13 protein-coding genes are annotated in these 16,591 nt (G+C 72.2%); 6 read left to right on the top strand and 7 right to left on the bottom strand.

The features are described from left to right. Positions 1 to 64: 64 nt before the first annotated feature. Genes mmsA through iolC form a run of 5 tightly spaced genes read right to left on the bottom strand, consistent with a single transcriptional unit; the run spans position 65 to position 6,119 of the window. The gene (gene mmsA, locus IE275_RS08395; RefSeq protein WP_189709298.1) at positions 65 to 1,567 is read right to left on the bottom strand and encodes a CoA-acylating methylmalonate-semialdehyde dehydrogenase; all 1,503 of its coding nucleotides are present in this window, start codon (positions 1,565 to 1,567) and stop codon (positions 65 to 67) included. A 14-nt stretch (positions 1,568 to 1,581) separates the two neighbouring features. Further along, a complete protein-coding gene (gene iolD / locus IE275_RS08400; RefSeq protein WP_189709300.1) occupies positions 1,582 to 3,459 on the bottom strand; it encodes a 3D-(3,5/4)-trihydroxycyclohexane-1,2-dione acylhydrolase (decyclizing) in 1,878 nt (625 codons plus the stop codon). Beyond that, complete coding sequence (gene iolB, locus IE275_RS08405; RefSeq protein ID WP_189709302.1) at positions 3,456 to 4,283, bottom strand: 5-deoxy-glucuronate isomerase; 828 nt, start codon at positions 4,281 to 4,283, stop codon at positions 3,456 to 3,458. Before iolB ends, iolD begins: the two co-directional genes overlap by 4 nt. A 7-nt stretch (positions 4,284 to 4,290) precedes the next feature. After that, the gene (locus IE275_RS08410; protein ID WP_189709304.1) at positions 4,291 to 5,172 is read right to left on the bottom strand and encodes a Cgl0159 family (beta/alpha)8-fold protein; all 882 of its coding nucleotides are present in this window, start codon (positions 5,170 to 5,172) and stop codon (positions 4,291 to 4,293) included. Next, positions 5,169 to 6,119 carry a 5-dehydro-2-deoxygluconokinase gene (gene iolC, locus IE275_RS08415; RefSeq protein ID WP_189709306.1) on the bottom strand — a complete coding sequence of 317 codons (951 nt, stop codon included), beginning with the start codon at positions 6,117 to 6,119 and terminating at the stop codon, positions 5,169 to 5,171. The genes IE275_RS08410 and iolC overlap by 4 nt, the downstream gene beginning before the upstream one ends. A gap of 198 nt (positions 6,120 to 6,317) precedes the next feature. Here iolC and IE275_RS08420 point away from each other — a divergent pair, with 198 nt between their 5' ends. The 3 genes from IE275_RS08420 (at position 6,318) to IE275_RS08430 (ending at position 8,900) form a co-directional block, all read left to right on the top strand. Next, positions 6,318 to 7,235: a sugar phosphate isomerase/epimerase family protein gene (locus IE275_RS08420; protein WP_189709308.1), complete on the top strand. Its 918-nt coding sequence runs from the start codon at positions 6,318 to 6,320 to the stop codon at positions 7,233 to 7,235. A gap of 145 nt (positions 7,236 to 7,380) precedes the next feature. Then, on the top strand, positions 7,381 to 8,340 hold the full coding sequence (locus tag IE275_RS08425) for a helix-turn-helix domain-containing protein (RefSeq protein ID WP_229870156.1): 960 nt from the start codon (positions 7,381 to 7,383) through the stop codon (positions 8,338 to 8,340). 359 nt (positions 8,341 to 8,699) lie between these two features. Next, the gene (locus tag IE275_RS08430) at positions 8,700 to 8,900 is read left to right on the top strand and encodes a helix-turn-helix transcriptional regulator (protein ID WP_189709310.1); all 201 of its coding nucleotides are present in this window, start codon (positions 8,700 to 8,702) and stop codon (positions 8,898 to 8,900) included. An 83-nt stretch (positions 8,901 to 8,983) separates the two neighbouring features. Here IE275_RS08430 and IE275_RS08435 read toward each other — a convergent pair whose 3' ends face one another. Further along, the gene (locus IE275_RS08435; RefSeq protein ID WP_189709312.1) at positions 8,984 to 10,027 is read right to left on the bottom strand and encodes a zinc-dependent alcohol dehydrogenase family protein; all 1,044 of its coding nucleotides are present in this window, start codon (positions 10,025 to 10,027) and stop codon (positions 8,984 to 8,986) included. Positions 10,028 to 10,110: 83 nt separating this feature from the next. Beyond that, complete coding sequence (locus tag IE275_RS08440; RefSeq protein WP_189709314.1) at positions 10,111 to 12,405, bottom strand: MMPL family transporter; 2,295 nt, start codon at positions 12,403 to 12,405, stop codon at positions 10,111 to 10,113. A 211-nt stretch (positions 12,406 to 12,616) separates the two neighbouring features. Between IE275_RS08440 and IE275_RS08445 the strand changes: the two genes are divergently transcribed. The 3 genes from IE275_RS08445 (at position 12,617) to IE275_RS08455 (ending at position 15,957) form a co-directional block, all read left to right on the top strand. Next, positions 12,617 to 13,303 (top strand): TetR family transcriptional regulator, encoded by a 687-nt coding sequence (locus tag IE275_RS08445; protein WP_189709856.1) that lies wholly within the window; start codon positions 12,617 to 12,619, stop codon positions 13,301 to 13,303. 73 nt (positions 13,304 to 13,376) lie between these two features. After that, positions 13,377 to 13,616: a heavy-metal-associated domain-containing protein gene (locus tag IE275_RS08450; protein WP_189709316.1), complete on the top strand. Its 240-nt coding sequence runs from the start codon at positions 13,377 to 13,379 to the stop codon at positions 13,614 to 13,616. A 91-nt stretch (positions 13,617 to 13,707) separates the two neighbouring features. Then, on the top strand, positions 13,708 to 15,957 hold the full coding sequence (locus IE275_RS08455) for a heavy metal translocating P-type ATPase (protein ID WP_189709318.1): 2,250 nt from the start codon (positions 13,708 to 13,710) through the stop codon (positions 15,955 to 15,957). The last annotated feature ends 634 nt before the right edge of the window (positions 15,958 to 16,591 follow it).

Raw genomic sequence — 16,591 nt, forward strand, 5'->3', positions numbered from 1 at the left:
CGCAGCCGACGGTGCCCCGTCCTCCCCGTGCGGGAGGGCGGGGCACCGCGGTGCTGTCCGGGACTCAGTGGTTGCGCGGGAAGCCCAGGTCCACGCCGCCCGGACCGTCGGCCGGGTCCGGCCAGCGGGTGGTGACGACCTTGCCGCGGGTGTAGAAGTGCGTGCCGTCGTTGCCGTAGATGTGGTGGTCGCCGAAGAGCGAGTCCTTCCAGCCGCCGAAGCTGTGGTAGCCGACGGGGACCGGGATCGGGACGTTCACGCCGACCATGCCGGCCTCGATCTCCAGCTGGAAGCGGCGGGCCGCGCCGCCGTCCCGGGTGAAGATCGCGGTGCCGTTGCCGAACGGGGAGCTGTTGATCAGCGCCACGCCCTCGTCGTACGTGTCCACGCGGAGCACGCACAGCACCGGGCCGAAGATCTCGTCCTGGTAGGCCTTCGCCGTCGTCGGGACCTTGTCCAGCAGCGAGATGCCGATCCAGTGGCCGTCCTCGAAGCCGTCCACCGTGTAGCCGGTGCCGTCGAGGACCACCTCGGCGCCCTCCGCCGCCGCGCCCGTGACGTAGGACGCCACCTTGTCGCGGTGCGCGGCCGTGATCAGCGGGCCCATCTCCGAGGTCGGGTCGTTGCCGGGACCGATCTTGATCTTCTCGGCGCGCTCGCGGATCTTCTCCACCAGCTCGTCGCCGATGGCGCCGACGGCCACGACCGCCGAGATCGCCATGCAGCGCTCGCCCGCCGAGCCGTAGGCGGCGGACACGGCGGCGTCGGCCGCCGCGTCCAGGTCCGCGTCCGGCAGGACCAGCATGTGGTTCTTGGCGCCGCCCAGGGCCTGGACGCGCTTGTGGTTCGCGGCGGCCGTGGTGTGGATGTAGCGGGCGATCGGGGTCGAGCCGACGAAGGAGACGGCCTTGACGTCCGGGTGCTCCAGGAGACGGTCCACCGCCACCTTGTCGCCGTGCACGACGTTGAACACGCCGTCGGGCAGACCGGCCTCCGCCAGGAGCTCGGCGATCTTCAGGGACGCCGACGGGTCCTTCTCGGAGGGCTTCAGCACGAAGGTGTTGCCCGTCGCGATCGCGATCGGGAACATCCACATCGGGACCATCGCCGGGAAGTTGAACGGCGTGATGCCGGCGACGACACCCAGCGGCTGGCGGATCGAGGACACGTCGACCCGGGAGGCCACCTCGGTCGACAGCTCGCCCTTCAGCTGCACGGTGATCCCGCACGCCAGGTCCACGATCTCCAGGCCGCGCGCGACCTCGCCCAGCGCGTCCGAGTGCACCTTGCCGTGCTCGGCGGTGATCAGTTCGGCGATCTCGTCCCGGTGCGCGTCCAGCAGCGCGCGGAACTTGAACAGGATCGTGGTGCGCCTGGCCAGCGAGGACTGGCCCCAGGTGGCGTAGGCGTCCTTGGCGGCGGCGACCGCCGCGTCGACCTCGTCCACCGTCGCGAACGCGACCTTGGTGGTGACGGCGCCGGTCGCCGGGTCGGTGACCGGCCCGTACGTACCCGACGCGCCTTCGACGGTCTTGCCGCCGATCCAGTGGTTGACGATCTTCGTCATGACCGAGTGCTCCTTCACAGATGGCGGCGTCGGGTAGAGACGTGCCGTTCGTACAGCTCACGTGCCTTCACCGCGGACGGTCGCGTCGCGGTCTCGGCCACAGGTACATCCCACCAGGCCTGCGCCGGCGGCGGGCCCGACACAGTGTCGGCCGTTTCCGTCTCGACGTAGACACAAGTGGGAGTGTCGGCGGCGCGCGCCTCGGCGAGGGCCTCGCGCAGTTCGCGGACGGTCTTCGCGCGCAGCACGCGCATGCCCAGGCTCGCCACGTTGGCGGCCAGGTCGACGGGGAGCGGCGCCCCCGTGAAGGTGCCGTCCTGCGAGGTGAACCGGTACGCGGTGCCGAACCGCTCACCGCCCACCGACTCCGAGAGTCCGCCGATCGAGGCGTAGCCGTGGTTCTGCACGAGCAGGATCTTGATGGCGATCCCCTCCTGCACGGCCGTGACGATCTCGGTCGGCATCATCAGATACGTGCCGTCGCCGACCAGCGCCCAGACGGGCCGGTCGGGGGCGGCCATCTTCACCCCGATGGCGGCCGGGATCTCGTACCCCATGCAGGAGTAGCCGTACTCCAGGTGGTACTGGTCCCGGGAGCGCGCCCGCCACAGCTTGTGCAGGTCGCCGGGGAGCGAACCGGCCGCGTTGATGATCACGTCCGACTCGTCGGCCAGCGCGTCGAGGGCGCCGAGCACCTGCGACTGCGTCGGGCGTACGTCGGGCTCGTCGGCCTCGTAGCAGGCGTCGACGCGCTGCTCCCAGCGTTCCTTGTCCTCGCCGTACTCGCCGACGTAGGCGTCCGTGACCCGGTGGCCGTGCAGCCGGAGGGCCCCGGTCAGCTCCTGGAGGCCGCTGCGGGCGTCCGCGATCAGCGGCAGGCCCGCGAGCTTGTGGCCGTCGAAGGGGGCGATGTTCAGGTTGAGGAAGCGGACTCCCTCGCCCTGGAACAGGGTGTGGGAGGCCGTGGTGAAGTCGGTGTAGCGGGTGCCGACGCCGATGATCAGGTCCGCCGTGCGGGCCAGTTCGTCGGCCGTCGCCGAGCCCGTGTGGCCGACGCCGCCCACGTCCTGCGGGTGGTCGTAGCGCAGCGAGCCCTTGCCGGCCTGGGTGGAGGCGACCGGGATGCCGGTGGTCTCGGCGAACTCGGCGAGGGCCTCCTCGGCGCGGCTGTGGTGGACACCGCCGCCGGCGACGAGCAGGGGGCGCTTCGCGGCACGGACGACGCGGACCGCCTCGGCGAGTTCGGCGGGGTCGGCGCCCGGACGGCGTACGGCCCAGGTGCGCTCGGCGAAGAACTCGTCGGGCCAGTCGTAGGCCTCGGCCTGGACGTCCTGGGGCATCGCGAGGGTGACCGCGCCGGTCTCCACCGGGTCGGTGAGGACCCGCATCGCCTGGAGTGCGGCCGGGATCAGAGCCTCCGGGCGGGTGACACGGTCGAAGTACCGCGACACCGGGCGCAGGCTGTCGTTGACCGACACATCGCCCGCGTACGGGACTTCGAGCTGCTGGAGCACCGGGTCGGCGACGCGGGTGGCGAAGATGTCTCCGGGCAGGAGGAGCACCGGGAGGTGGTTGACGGTCGCCAGGGCGGCGCCGGTGACCAGGTTGGTCGCGCCGGGGCCGATCGACGTCGTCACCGCGTGGGTGGAGAGGCGGTTGGACTGGCGGGCGTAGCCCACCGCCGCGTGCACCATGGACTGCTCGTTGCGGCCCTGGTGGAACGGCATGTCGTCGCCGTACTCGATCAGCGCCTGGCCGAGGCCGGCGACGTTGCCGTGGCCGAAGATGCCCCAGGTGGCGTTGATCAGCCGCTGCCGTACGCCGTCGCGCTCGGTGTACTGAGCGGCGAGGAAGCGCACCAGCGCCTGGGCCACGGTGAGCCTGGTGGTCATCGGTAACCCCCTGTGGTTTCTACGTGATCCGGGTGGAAGCAGATCCGCCACTCCCGTGTCCCGCCGGGACCGGCCATGACGTTCAGGTAGTACATGGCGTGGCCGGGCTGGGCGATCGACGGGCCGTGCCAGCCGTCGGGGACCAGCACGGCGTCGCCGGAGCGGACCTCGGCGAGGACATCGGAGCCGCCCTCGCGCGAGGGGGACACCCGCTGGTAGCCGAAGCCGTGCGGTCCGTCGATCTCGAAGTAGTAGATCTCCTCGAGCTCGGCCTCCTCGCCCGGCCGGTGCTCGTCGTGCTTGTGCGGCGGGTACGAGGACCAGTTGCCGCCGGGGGTGATCACCTCGACGGCGATCAGCTTGTCGCAGTCGAAGGCGTCGGCGGAGGCGAAGTTGCGCACCAGACGGGCGCAGTTGCCACTGCCGCGTTCCTCGACGGGTACCTCCGGCGCGGGGCCGTAGCGGGCGGGGAGTTGTCGCTCGCACTTCGCTCCTGCCAGGGCGAAGCGGCCTCCCGCGCCGGAGGCGATCTGGGCCCGGGCGTCACGGGGAACGTACGCGAAGTCCGTTACGGACGCGAAAACGCTTTCCCTGCCCAGGAGTTGAAATTCTTCACCCGCTGTTCGCACGGTACATCCGCCCTCCAGCGGAAGCACGATCCACTCGCTGTCGCCGGTGGTGAGGGTGTGTGTGCCCCCCGGTTCCAGCGCGACGATCCGCAGGCTGCTGTAGGTCCAGCCGGCCCGCTTCGGGTCGATGTCGAGAAGGTGGCCGGCGCCGGCGTCGGCGGTGGCGCCCCTCGGCACGTACAGGTCGTTGCTCATGCGGCCCTCACAGCAGTCCTACGGCGGTGTCCACGGCGTCGGCGACGTTCCCGTCCGCCGGGTAGAGCAGCGAGCGGCCGACCACCAGGCCGCGGACGGTGGGCAGTTGCAGCGCCCCGCGCCACTTCTCGTACGCGCCGTCCTGATCGTCGCCGACCTCGCCGCCCAGCAGGACGGCGGGGAGCGTGGAGGTCTCCATGACCTCGGCCATGTCGTCGGGGTTCTCGGTGACGGGGAGCTTCAGCCAGGTGTAGGCCGAGGTGCCGCCGAGGCCCGAGGCGATCGCGATCGACTTGGTGACGGCCTCGGCGGAGAGGTCGTTGCGCAGCCGGCCGTCGTCGCCGCGGCGGCTGATGAACGGCTCGACGAAGAGCGGGAGCCGGCGGGCGGCCATGTCGTCGATCGCGCGGGCCGTGGTCTCCAGGGTGGTGAGGGAGCCCGGGTCGTCGTAGTCGATCCGCAGCAGGAGCTTGCCCGCGTCGAAGTTCAGGCGCTCGATGTCCTCGGCGCGGTGGCCGGTGAAGCGGTCGTCCAGCTCGAAGACGGCGCCCTGGAGGCCGCCGCGGTTCATGGAGCCCATGACGACCTTGTCGTCGAGGGCGCCGAGCAGCAGCAGGTCGTCCAGGATGTCGGCGGTGGCGAGGACACCGTCCACACCGGGGCGGGACAGGGCCAGGCACAGGCGCTCCAGCAGGTCGGCGCGGTTGGCCATGGCCAGCCGGTCGCCGCCGACCCCGAGCGCGCCGCGGGCCGGGTGGTCGGCCGCGACGATCATCAGCCGGCCGGAGTCGTTCAGCAGGGGCCGGCGCGGCCTGCGGGCGGCGGCCTCGGCGATCGCCTCGGGGTGCCGGGTGCGCAGCCGGACGAGTTCGGAGACGTCGACGGTCACAGGACGGCCCCCGCCCGGATCGCCGCTTCGACCTCGTCCGCCGTGGGCATCGCGGACGAGCACTCCAGCCGGGAGGCCACGATGGCGCCGGCGGCGTTGGCGTGCCGCATGATCTTCTCCAGGTCCCAGCCCGCGAGCAGGCCGTGGCAGAGGGTGCCGCCGAAGGCGTCGCCGGCCCCGAGGCCGTTGAGCACCTCCACCGGCAGGGGCGGGACCTCGGCGGACTCGCCCTCGCGGTTGACGGCGAGGACGCCCTTGGGTCCCTGCTTGACGACGGCCAGCTCGACACCGGCGTCCAGGAGCGCCCGGGCGGCGGCCCGGGGCTCGCGCACCCCGGTGGCGACCTCCACCTCGTCGAGGTTGCCGACGGCGACGGTGGTGTGTTTGAGGGCCTCGGCGTAGAAGGGGCGGGCCGCGTCCGGGTCGCTCCAGAACATGGGGCGCCAGTCGAGGTCGAAGACGGTGGTGCCGGCCTTGGCGCGGTGGGCGAGGGCCGCCAGGGTCGCCGTGCGGCTGGGCTCCTCGCTCAGGCCGGTGCCGGTGACCCAGAAGATCCGGCTCTCGTGGACGGCGTCGAGGTCCAGCTCGTGGGCGTCGATCTCCAGGTCGGGCGCCTTCGGGCGGCGGTAGAAGTACAGCGGGAAGTCGTCCGGCGGGAAGACCTCGCAGAAGGTGACCGGGGTGGGCAGTCCGGGGACCGGGGTGACCCAGCGGTCGTCGACGCCGAAGCCGCGCAGCGCCTCGTGCAGATAGGTGCCGAAGGGGTCGTCGCCGGTGCGGGTGATCACCGCGGTGGACCGTCCGAGCCGGGCCGCGGCGACCGCGACGTTGGCCGCCGAGCCGCCCAGGAATTTCCCGAAGGACGTGACCTGGGGCAGCGGCACACCCGTTTGCAACGGATAGAGGTCTACTCCGATCCGCCCCATGGTGATCAGGTCGTACGCCATCGAGTTCCCTTCGTGTCGGCCAGGCCCGGTCGGCCTGCCGCCGGTCGGCGATCCCACCGGTCGGCCGGCCGTCTGTCGGCCTGCCCCGCATCGGCTCTCACGGATTTCTAGCCCCGTATCGAGCACCCTGTCAATAGTTTGTCCAGACATTCGGACCAGGCCTTGACAGTCCCGCGGAGAGACCGCACGCTGACGGCCATGACGTCGTTGTCACCTCAGTCCTCACTTTCCCGCATCCGGATCGGATCGGCCCCCGACAGCTGGGGCGTCTGGTTCCCGGACGATCCCGCACAGGTGCCCTGGCGGCGCTTCCTCGACGAGGTCGCGCAGTCCGGCTACGAGTGGATCGAGCTCGGCCCCTACGGGTACCTGCCGACCGATCCCGCAGTCCTCACCGAGGAAACGGCGAAGCGCGGCCTGAAGGTGTCGGCCGGCACGGTCTTCACCGGGCTCCACCACGGCGAGGCCGTCTGGGACAAGACCTGGGCGCATGTCGCCGACAACGCGGTGCTCGCCCAGGCGATGGGCGCGAAGCACCTGGTCGTCATCCCGTCCTTCTGGCGGGACGACAAAACCGGCGAGGTGCTGGAGCCGGACACCCTCACGCCCGAGCAGTGGCGCAACCTCACCTCGCTGACCGAGCGGCTCGGCAAGGAGGTACGGGAGCGCTACGGCCTCCAGATCGTCGTCCACCCGCACGCCGACACCCACATCGACAGCGAGGAGAACGTCGCCCGGTTCCTGGACGGCACCGACTCCGGCCTCGTCTCGCTGTGCCTGGACACCGGGCACTACGCCTACTGCGGCGGCGACAGCGTCAAGCTGATCGAGACCTACGGCGAGCGGATCGGGTACCTGCACCTCAAGCAGGTGGACCCGGAGATCCTGGCGGACGTGCGGGCGAAGGGGACGCCGTTCGGGCCGGCCGTGGCCCAGGGCGTGATGTGCGAGCCCCCCGCGGGGGTGCCCGCGCTGGGGCCCGTGCTGGAGGCCGCCCAGAAGCTGGACGTGGAGCTGTTCGCGATCGTGGAACAGGACATGTATCCGTGCGCGCCGGACACGCCCCTGCCGATCGCCCAGCGGACTCGGGCGTTCCTGAGGTCGTGCGGGGCGTAGTCGCTGCGCGGCGTGAACGGGGAGGGGGCTGCGCGAGGGCCGGTCGGGGCTTGGCGGGGTGGGGGCGTTGGTCGGCCGCGGGCTCTAGGCTTGTCGGTTCCGGCGTAGGAGCATGGGGGGCCTTCGGCGGGATGCGGGAGGGCTCATGGTGGCGGGTGCGATGCGTGTCCGGGCCGGGCACGGGCCCGGTGGGGCCTGGGAGTTGGTCGCCGGGGCGCCTCATCCGCGGCTGCGGCCCGGGATCATCAGCTATCGCGGGATACGGCTCGCCCTGAACCGGCCCCGCCGCCGGCTGGAGACTCCGATCGGGGCCTCGACGCTGCTGCTCGGGTTCGAGGGGCCGGTGCGGATCTCACGGGACGGGCAGGCGCCGGACACGCTGGTGTCGGTGTACTGCGGGCCCACCACCACCCCGGCCGTCGGGGAGCACGGCGGGCGGCTCTCGGGGATCGAGGTGCTGCTCACGCCGTGGGCGGCGTTCACCCTGTTCGGCACTCCGCAGCACGAACTCGTCAACCGGACCGTCGACCCCGACGACCTCCCGCACTCCCTGGCCACCTCCGTCGCCGAACTCGCCGCCGCGCTGGCCGCGTTACCGGACTGGGAGCGGCGGTTCGGGCTGCTCGACGAGGTGTTCACACGCTGGCGGGAAGCCGGGCCGCGGAGTTCGGAACGGGTGGCGCGGGCCTGGTCGCTGCTGGTGCGGACGGCCGGCGCGATACCGGTGCCACGGCTGGCCGAGGAGGTCGGCTGGAGCGTACGACAGCTGGAGAACCGTTTCCGTGAGCAGATCGGGCTCGGCCCCAAGGCGGCCGCCCGGGTCCTGCGACTGCAACGGGCCCGCCGGCTGCTGGCGGCCGGACGGGGCGCGGCGGAAACGGCGGCGCTCTGCGGTTTCTACGACCAGGCGCATCTCAGCGGTGAGTTCAAGGCGATGACGGGCTGCACACCGAGGGAGTTCGTGCAGGCCAGGCGGCAGCCCTCGCCGCTGTCGCCGGTGGCCGACCGGATGAGCGGCGAGGCGACGAGCCTGGTCCTGCCCGCTCCCGCGGCCGCCTGGTCCGGACCTGGTGCGCATTTTTCCAAGACCGGGCGGGTTGGCTGAATACAGGCTGGGGGTCCGGTGGTTCCGGGGGGATGGCGGGGCAGCGGGGTCGGGCCGGGCTCGTCGCAGCGGGCCCGGCCCGCCGCCTGTGGTGAGGGCGTTTCCGCAGACGGCACGGTGTCGACGCACCCCGCCCGCCCGCCCGCGTCCGCCTTTGCGTCACTTGCGTCACAAACACCCCCTTCCTGTCACACATGTCCCGCGTACGCGGGTCTTTCGTCACGCGCGGTCGACAGCTGCTTTCGGTCGGTCACCCTGCGTCGCCCACGGGGCACAGGGCTGGTGATCACCAGCGCAGCGCCGGGCTCCCCCGGGCGGCCTCCCGGCCGCCGCCCCGCGTGCGCGGGGAGGTGCGACCCATGACCGACCGAAGGCTCTGGTCCTACAAGGAGATCGCGGCCCACATCCGGGTGCAGCCGGACACCGTACGGTCCTACCGCAAGCACGGGCTGCTGCCGCCGCCCGACCGGGTCGAGGGCGGCAAGCCCTACTGGTACGCCGAGACCGTCGACGCCTGGGTCGCCTCCCGCCCGGGCAACCGGGGGCGCCGGGCGGAATGATCCGCGGGGAGGGCCCGCGGAGGCCGCCGGCCACGGCCTGCGGGTCCGGGCCCTCCCTCGGCCCTCCCCCCCGGTCCCCTCCCTCAGCTCCACGGCGCGATGACCGTCACCCCGGCCCCCGGCGCCGTACCCATCGCCGCCAGTGCCTCCGGTACGGCGTCCAGGGTGATCGTCGAGGTCACGAGCAGGTCGGGACGGAGCACGCCCGACCGGACCGCCTCCAGCATCGCCGGGTAGGTGTGCGCGGCCATGCCGTGGCTGCCGAGGATCTCCAGTTCCAGGGCGATGGCGCGGGCCATCGGGACGGGGGTCGTGCCGTCGGGCGAGGGCAGCAGACCGACCTGGACGTGCCGGCCCCGGCGGCGCAGGCCGTTCACCGACGCGGCGCACGTGGCCGGGGAACCGAGGGCGTCGAGGGAGAGGTGCGCGCCACCGGCGGTGAGGGCGCGGACGGCCGCCGCCGTGTCCGGCACGCTCGTGGCGTCCACGCACTCCGCCGCACCGAACGTGCGGGCCAGGTCCAGGGCGCGGGGGGAGACGTCCACCGCGATCACCCGGGCCCCGCTCGCCGCCGCGATCATCACCGCGGAGAGGCCCACCCCGCCGCAGCCGTGCACCGCGACCCACTCCCCCGCCGCGACCCGGCCCTGCTGCACGACGGCCCGGAACGCGGTGGCGAACCGGCAGCCCAGGGAGGCCGCGGTGGCGTAGGAGAGGTCGTCGGGGACGGCGACCAGGTTCACGTCGGCGTGGTCCAGGGCGACGTACTGGGCGAAGGAGCCCCAGTGGGTGAAGCCGGGCTGGGTCTGGCGCTCGCACACCTGGTGGTCGCCGGCCGCGCAGGAGGGGCAGCTTCCGCAGCCGCAGACGAAGGGGACGGTGACCCGGTCGCCCGGGTGCCAGCCGGTGACGGCCGCGCCCACCTCCTGCACGACTCCGGCGAGTTCATGGCCGGGGACGTGCGGCAGGGCGATGTCCGGGTCGTGGCCGGCCCAGCCGTGCCAGTCGCTGCGGCACAGGCCGGTGGCCTCGACCCGGACGACCACTCCATGGGGGGCGGGCCGGGGGTCGGGCACCTCCCGTACCTCGGCGGGTTCGCCGTACCGTTCGAAGACCACTGCGCGCATCCACGGCTCCTTCTCGCCCCGCTCCGGCGACTCCCCGGAACTCCCCGGTGATCACCGGGGCTGCCCGGTGATCACGGGGAACGCTAGCCGCGCGCGGCCTCCTTGTCCCGCGCCCGCTCGGCCTCACCGGATTCCCCGGGCTCGCCGGGTGCCGCGGACTTCCCCGGTCCCTCGCTCGGCGTGGGCCGGGCCGGGCCCGCCGACTCCCCCTCGCTCAGTCCGAACCGTTCGTGGAAGCGGCGCAGGGGGGCCGGGGCCCACCAGGTGGCGCGGCCGGTGAGGCGCATGATCGCCGGGACCAGGAGGCTGCGGACGACCATCGCGTCCATCAGGACCGCCAGGGCGATGCCCAGGCCGAGCATCTTGGTGTTGGTGACCCGGGAGGTGCCTATCGCGACCATCACCACGGCCAGGATGACCGCCGCCGCGGTGATCAGTCCGCCCGTGCGCCGCAGGCCCAGCCGGACCGCCCGCTCGTGGTCGCCGGTGCGGTCGTACTCCTCCTTGATGCGGGAGAGCAGGAACACGCCGTAGTCCATGGAGAGTCCGAAGGCGACGCAGAACATCAGGACCGGGAGGGTGGTCTCGATGGAGCCGGGGCTGGTGAAGGCCAGCGGTCCGGAGAGATGGCCCTCCTGGAAGACCCAGACCACCGCACCGAACATCGCCGTCAGGCTGAGCGCGTTGAGCAGCACCGCCTGGAGCGGGATGAGCACGCTGCCGGTGAGCAGGAAGACCAGGAACAGCGTCACGACCGCGATGAAGGCCACCGCCCACGGCAGCTGGGCGCCGATCGCATGCTTGGAGTCGACCAGGACGGCCGCCGCGCCGGTCACCTTGGTGTCGAAGGGGGCCTGTGTGGCGCGCAGGTCGCCGACCAGTCGCTGGGCCGCGTCGTCCACGGCCTCGCCGCGGGGCAGCACCGTGAAGTACGCCGCGTCGCCGCTCACCAGCGGGCCGTCGACCCGGACGACCGCGGGGAGTGCGGCAACACGCTCCTTGTAGGCCGCGTACTGGGCCGGGGTGGCCTTCCCCTCGGCGAGGATCTCCAGGCCGCCGCCGGGGTTGCCCGGGAAGCCGTCCCTGATGTGCTGCTGGACGACGTGGGACTCGGCGGAGGAGGGCAGCTGGCGGTCGTCCGCCGTACCGAACTTCACGCCCAGGAAGGGCAGTCCGAGCAGGACGAGGACGGCCGTGGTCCCCAGGGCGAAGAGCGGGGCCCGGCGCATGACCAGGTCCGCGGTGCGTGCCCAGCCCTTGCCGTCCTCGGCGGCGCCCGGCCCCTCGGATCCGGCGTCCCCGCCCTTGCGGCGGAACACCCGCCGCAGGTCCAGCGCGTTGACCCGGTCGCCGAGCAGGAGGAGGGCGGCCGGGAGCAGGATCAGGGCGGCCGCGGCGGCCAGCAGGACCACCGCCATGCCTGCGTAGGCGAAGGAGCGCAGGAAGTACTGGGGGAAGACGAGCATGGCCGCGAGCGACACGGCGACCGTGAGCGCGGAGAACAGGACCGTGCGGCCGGCCGTGCGCAGGGTGGTGCCGATGGCCGTGCGCGGATCGGCGCCGGCGGCGAGTTCCTCGCGGAAGCGGCGGACGATGAACAGGGCGTAGTCGACGGCGAGGCCGAGGCCCAGGGCGGTGGTGAGGTTCATCGCGAAGACGGAGACGTCGGTGAACGCCGTCAGGCCGCTGAGGACCGCGTTGGTGCCGAGGATCGCGACGATGCCGATGCCCAGCGGCAGCAGGGCGGCGATCGCGCTGCCGAAGACCATCACCAGCAGCACCAGCGTGACCGGCAGGGCGATCAGCTCGGCGCGGGTGAGGTCCTCCTGGATGATGGTCTGCATCTCGTGCCGGACCGCGACGATGCCGCCGACCTCGACCTCCACCGGGCCGTGGGTGCCGCGGTAGGAGGGGGCGATGTGGTCGAGGGTCTCGCCCATCGTCTTCTCGTCGCCCGTGATGCGGGCGGCTATCAGCGCCTCGTGGCCGTCCGTCGCGCGCAGGGCGGGGGCCGCCGAGGGGTCCGCCGTCCAGTAGGAGCCGACCCCGACGACGCCCTTCTCGGCGGCGAGGCGCTTCGTCAGCCGCTTCGCCTCGACGGCGACCGCCGGGTCGTCGACCGAGGCGTCGCCCGCGCCGACGAGCAGCAGGAGATTGGGCTGCGAGGCGGGGAACTCGCGCTCCAGCGCCTTGGTCGCGTAGGTGGACTGGGCGTCGGGGTCCTCCCAGCCGCCGCTGCCCAGTTTGTCGGCGACACCGCTGCCGGCGAGCACCGCGAGCACGGTGAGCACCAGGGCGGCGAGCAGCGACAGCCGGGGGCGGGCGGTCACGAAACGGGTCCAGGCGCCCGCACGGGGTGGGCGGTTGACTTCGGTCATGGTGCGGTGTCCCCTTCACCATGGAAGCAGTCCATGGAAAACAGTCGTGAGAACCGTAAACTGGGAAACACGAGACATCGCTCGTGTTCCTGGGATCAGAATGCGAGCGACTGCTCGCGTTTGTCAATCACGGATGGAGAGCTGGGGATAACGCGTGGCCGACACGTCCGACAAGCAGGACATTCAGGGCGTCCCGGAGAAGGATCAGACCGTGCAGGAACGGGCCGCGAACGAGCCGATCGCGAAGGAGCAGGCGCCACGCCGCCGCCAGGCGCGCGGTGAGCGCCGCATCGCCCAGCTGCTCGAAGCCGCGGCCAGCGTCTTCTGCTCCACCGGCTACACCGCCGCCAGCACCAACGCCATCGCCCGCGAGGCCGGCGTCTCGCCGGGCACGCTCTATCAGTTCTTCCCGAACAAGGAAGCGATCGCGATCGAGCTGGGCGACCGGCTGATGCACGAGATGCGCGAGACGTACGGCGAGGCGCTCGCCCCCGTCGACCCCGCGACACCGCTGGAGGAGGCGGTCGGCTCGGCGATCGACCGGTTCATCGCCTTCAACTGCGACCATCCGGTGTTCTTCGCCCTCATGCACGGCCCCGACATCCCGGGCCGCATGGCCGAGGAGCACGACGCGCTCCACGCGACCCTGCTCTCCCGCATAGAGGACCTGCTCTCCTCGTTCCTGCCCGAAGCACCCCCCGCCGAGCTGAACCGCACCGCGCAGATGTGCCTCGGCATCTACAAGGCGGGCCTCGAACTGGTCCTGGGACACGAGGGCGCCGCACGCGACGCGTACGTCCGGGAAGTGAAGGACGTACTGATCCGCTACCTGGAGCCGCTGGTGGGCGACCGGCTCGGCGGACGACGCACCGGCCTCCCCGCCGGGAATACCCCCTAGGGGTATAGTGTTGGCAGAGCGGGAGCCCCTCGCGGGCCCCGTCGGCCCCACCTGCCTCCACGAGGAGAACGACATGACCGCTCCAACCGACACCCCGGGATCCGTCACCGCCGTCTACAAGGTGAGCGGCATGAGCTGCGGCCACTGCGAGGGCGCGATCTCCGGCGAGATCTCCGAGCTGCCCGGCGTCAGCTCGGTCAAGGCCGTGGCCGCCACCGGTGAGGTCACCGTCGTCTCCACCGCCGAGCTGGACGAGACGGCCGTACGCGCCGCCGTCGACGAGGCCGGCTTCGAGCTGGTCGGCCGGGCCTGAGGCAGCCGCTTCCCCATCCGAGGCATCCACCGGGCCGTACCGACCAGCTGATACTGGTTCCGTGCGGCCCGGTCCGTTTCCTGGAGTACGCATGACCAGTACCGCGACCGCCGCCGAGACCCCGATACCGACGCCCGCCGCCGAGGTGGAGCTGCTCATCGGCGGGATGACCTGCGCCTCCTGCGCGGCCCGCGTCGAGAAGAAGCTCAACCGCATGGACGGCGTCACCGCCACGGTCAACTACGCCACCGAGAAGGCGCGGGTCAGCTACCCCGCCGGCATCGAGGTCGCCGACCTGATCGCCACCGTGGAGAAGACCGGGTACACGGCCGAGGAACCCGCGCCCGAACCCGCAGCACAGGACACCGAAGCCCCCCGGGACCCCGAACTGGCGGACCTGCGCCACCGGCTCCTGGTCTCCGTCCTGCTCGCCGCGCCCGTCGTCCTGCTCGCGATGATCCCCTCCCTCCAGTTCGACAACTGGCAGTGGCTCTCGCTGACGCTCGCCGCGCCCGTCGTCGTGTGGGGCGGCGGCCCGCTGCACCGGGCCGCGTGGACGAACCTGCGGCACGGCGCCGCCACCATGGACACCCTGGTCTCCGTCGGCACCCTGGCCGCGCTCGGCTGGTCGCTGTGGGCGCTGTTCTTCGGCGACGCGGGCATGCCCGGTATGCGGCACCCCTTCGAGCTGACCGTCTCGCGCGCCGACGGCGCCTCCACGATCTATCTGGAGGTCGCCGCGGGGGTCACCGCCTTCATCCTGCTCGGCCGCTATCTGGAGGCCCGCTCCAAGCGGCGCGCCGGGGCCGCCCTGCGGGCGCTGATGGAGCTGGGCGCGAAGGACGTCGCGGTCCTGCGGGACGGGGGCGAGGTGCGGATCCCCGTCGACCGGCTGGCGGTCGGGGACCGGTTCGTCGTACGGCCCGGGGAGAAGGTCGCCACCGACGGGACGGTCGTCGAGGGCGTGTCGGCCGTGGACGCGTCGATGCTCACCGGTGAGTCCGTGCCGGTGGACGTCGGCCCCGGCGACACCGTCACCGGCGCGACCGTGAACGCCGGCGGGCGGCTCGTCGTCGAGGCGACCCGGATCGGCGCCGACACCCGGCTCGCCCGGATGGCGCGGCTCGTGGAGGACGCGCAGAACGGCAAGGCGCAGGTGCAGCGGCTGGCCGACCGGATCGCCGGGATCTTCGTCCCGGTGGTGCTGCTGATCGCGGCCGCCACCTTCGGCGGCTGGCTGGGCGCGACCGGGGACACCGTCGCCGCGTTCACCGCGGCCGTCGCGGTCCTGATCATCGCCTGCCCGTGCGCCCTGGGGCTGGCCACGCCGACCGCCCTCATGGTCGGCACCGGCCGCGGCGCCCAGCTCGGCATCCTCATCAAGGGCCCCGAGGTCCTGGAGTCCACCCGCCGGGTCGACACGGTCGTCCTGGACAAGACCGGAACCGTCACCACCGGCCGGATGACCCTCCAGGACGTGTACGCCGCCGAGGGCACCGACGAGCGGGAGCTGCTGCGGCTCGCGGGCGCCCTGGAGCACGCCTCCGAGCACCCGGTGGCCCGGGCGGTGGCCGCGGGCGCCGAGGAGCGGGTCGGGCGACTGCCGGCGGCCGAGCACTTCGAGAACGTGCCCGGACGGGGCGTACGCGGCCGCGTGGAGGGCCGCGAGGTGGCCGTGGGACGGCTCGCGGACCACACCGGCGCGCTCCCTGAGGAACTGGCCCGCGCCAAGGAGCAGGCGGAGCGGGACGGTCGTACGGCCGTCGTCGTCGGCTGGGACGGCCGGGCGCGCGGTGTGCTCGCGGTCGCCGACGCGGTCAAGGGGACCAGCGCCGAGGCCGTACGGGAGCTGCGCGCGCTGGGGCTCACGCCGGTGCTGCTGACCGGGGACAACCGGGCGGTCGCGGAGGCGGTGGCGCGCGCCGTCGGGATCGACGAGGTGGTCGCCGAGGTGCTGCCGGAGGACAAGGTCGACGTGGTGCGGCGGCTCCAGGGCGAAGGCCGGGTGGTCGCCATGGTCGGCGACGGCGTGAACGACGCGGCCGCGCTGGCCGCCGCGGATCTGGGGCTCGCGATGGGCACCGGGACGGACGCGGCGATCGAGGCGAGCGATCTGACGCTGGTACGGGGGGATCTGCGGGTGGCCGCGGACGCCATCCGGCTGTCCCGGCGGACGCTGGCGACCATCAAGGGCAACCTCGTCTGGGCGTTCGGATACAACGTGGCCGCGCTGCCGCTGGCCGCGGCCGGGCTGCTCAACCCGATGATCGCGGGAGCGGCGATGGCCTTCTCGTCGGTGTTCGTCGTGACCAACAGCCTGCGGCTGCGGGCCTTCCGCTGAGACTCCGGGCCAGACCGGACCTTTAAGTCAGACCCCCTGGAGTCCTGCGCGAGCCTCACATAAGCTCTTCACAAGGCTCGCGCATCATCCTTACGCTGGGGCCTCGATCGCCGTATCCGGGCTCTTGCGCATCTAACGGACATATGCAAGAGACACAGATCACAGTGATGTGAACGTAACCACCGAAGGGGTTCGAAGGTCTAAGTTGACGATGTCGGAACGCGTCTTGGGGGGCGCAGACCGGCATCTGGGGATGTCTTGGGGGACTTCCTCAGAGATGCGTTGCCGGGGCACGTACACCGGGAAGCTTTGAGCGGCCCTCCCAGCGTGCGTTGTCCCGGCAGATCGCACACAGCGGTAGTACGGCGGGTTCTGCTCGTTGTGCTCAACCGCGCGCACAACAATCGCTCGACAACCGCATATCGACACAGCGAATTCAGGCGCTGTCTTCATGAACGCCCGGCCGGATCCCGTGGGGGGAATCCGCACCGGGACATGGGAAGGCGCCCTGGTCGTCGGCCCGTGGGGGGACTGGCGTCAGGGCGCCTTCCGTTTGCCCCCGCTCACGAAGCGCTCGAGAAGCGCGCTCAGGAACCTTCCGGGAAGCCCTCTCCTGCGCACATGAGACAGCCCT

Origin of the sequence: Streptomyces phaeofaciens (genome assembly GCF_014648915.1) — a bacterium.
GTDB classification, from domain to species: domain Bacteria; phylum Actinomycetota; class Actinomycetes; order Streptomycetales; family Streptomycetaceae; genus Streptomyces; species Streptomyces phaeofaciens.

Excerpts from the sequence above, each read along its gene's own strand:
- IE275_RS08455 (WP_189709318.1), top strand. The coding sequence starts at position 13,708 with ATGACCAGTACCGCGACCGCCGCCGAGACCCCGATACCGACGCCCGCC.
- IE275_RS08420 (WP_189709308.1), top strand. The coding sequence starts at position 6,318 with ATGACGTCGTTGTCACCTCAGTCCTCACTTTCCCGCATCCGGATCGGA.
- iolC (WP_189709306.1), bottom strand. The coding sequence starts at position 6,119 with ATGGCGTACGACCTGATCACCATGGGGCGGATCGGAGTAGACCTCTAT.
- IE275_RS08425 (WP_229870156.1), top strand. The coding sequence starts at position 7,381 with ATGGTGGCGGGTGCGATGCGTGTCCGGGCCGGGCACGGGCCCGGTGGG.
- iolB (WP_189709302.1), bottom strand. The coding sequence starts at position 4,283 with ATGAGCAACGACCTGTACGTGCCGAGGGGCGCCACCGCCGACGCCGGC.
- IE275_RS08435 (WP_189709312.1), bottom strand. The coding sequence starts at position 10,027 with ATGCGCGCAGTGGTCTTCGAACGGTACGGCGAACCCGCCGAGGTACGG.
- IE275_RS08440 (WP_189709314.1), bottom strand. The coding sequence starts at position 12,405 with ATGACCGAAGTCAACCGCCCACCCCGTGCGGGCGCCTGGACCCGTTTC.
- IE275_RS08430 (WP_189709310.1), top strand. The coding sequence starts at position 8,700 with ATGACCGACCGAAGGCTCTGGTCCTACAAGGAGATCGCGGCCCACATC.
- iolD (WP_189709300.1), bottom strand. The coding sequence starts at position 3,459 with ATGACCACCAGGCTCACCGTGGCCCAGGCGCTGGTGCGCTTCCTCGCC.
- IE275_RS08450 (WP_189709316.1), top strand. The coding sequence starts at position 13,377 with ATGACCGCTCCAACCGACACCCCGGGATCCGTCACCGCCGTCTACAAG.
- mmsA (WP_189709298.1), bottom strand. The coding sequence starts at position 1,567 with ATGACGAAGATCGTCAACCACTGGATCGGCGGCAAGACCGTCGAAGGC.